At 75.0% G+C, this 657-nt stretch carries 2 protein-coding genes; one reads left to right on the top strand and one right to left on the bottom strand.

What is annotated here, in order from left to right; translation table 11 throughout:
• On the top strand, positions 1 to 356 hold a 356-nt coding region (locus FUT87_RS13625; RefSeq protein ID WP_222617143.1), incomplete at its 5' end, for a hypothetical protein.
• An 87-nt stretch (positions 357 to 443) separates the two neighbouring features.
• Here FUT87_RS13625 and FUT87_RS28780 read toward each other — a convergent pair.
• On the bottom strand, positions 444 to 657 hold a 214-nt coding region (locus FUT87_RS28780), incomplete at its 5' end, for a hypothetical protein (RefSeq protein WP_404935404.1).

Raw genomic sequence — 657 nt, 5'->3', positions numbered from 1 at the left:
GCGCTGCTGCTGGCCGCGGGCGAGAGCCTGGTGAAGGTGCGCGGCGGCGACGCCGACGCGTCCTGGAATGGCTGCGCAACGCGGAGCGCGCGGTGCAGGGCCGGCTGCGCGTGGTGCAGGCCCATACCGCCCTGCTCAAAAACCACACGATGCATGCGCTCGGCGAATCGATCGAGCGCGCCGAGAAGAAGGGCCTCGACCCGCTGGCCATCATGGCCAACCGCCTGCGCGCCCAGATCACCGAGCGCCGCCAGGAGCTGTACATCGGGCAGCGCCTGCAGCCCGAGTCCAGCATGGCCGAAGCCTTCCTGCGCCAGCGCCAGCAGCGCCTGGGCGGCGGCATCGCGGCGGTCTGAGCCTTTCTCCCGCGAGGCGGAACGGGGCGCCGGCGAGCGCGTGCCCCACCTGCGCCGTCCCGCTCCGAAGACGGGGTTGCGCGAGGCTCAGCGACGGCCGCGTGCCGGCGTGGGCCGCGGCGACAGGCTCGCCGCCCAGGTCGCGATCTCCGGCGCCAGCGCGTCCACGGCCGCCGCGGTCGCCTTGACGGCGCCCTCGGCATTGCCGCCCGCCGGCTCGGTGCGGTCGAACGCGCGCTGCGATCCGTCCTCCGCCGTCGCCATCAGGCGCACCTGCACCTCGCTGCGCGACGCGCTGGAG

The sequence above is a fragment of the Mitsuaria sp. TWR114 genome (assembly GCF_007997345.1).
The sequence above is the reverse complement of the archived record's forward strand: the minus strand, read 5'-3'. Positions and strand labels throughout refer to the sequence as shown.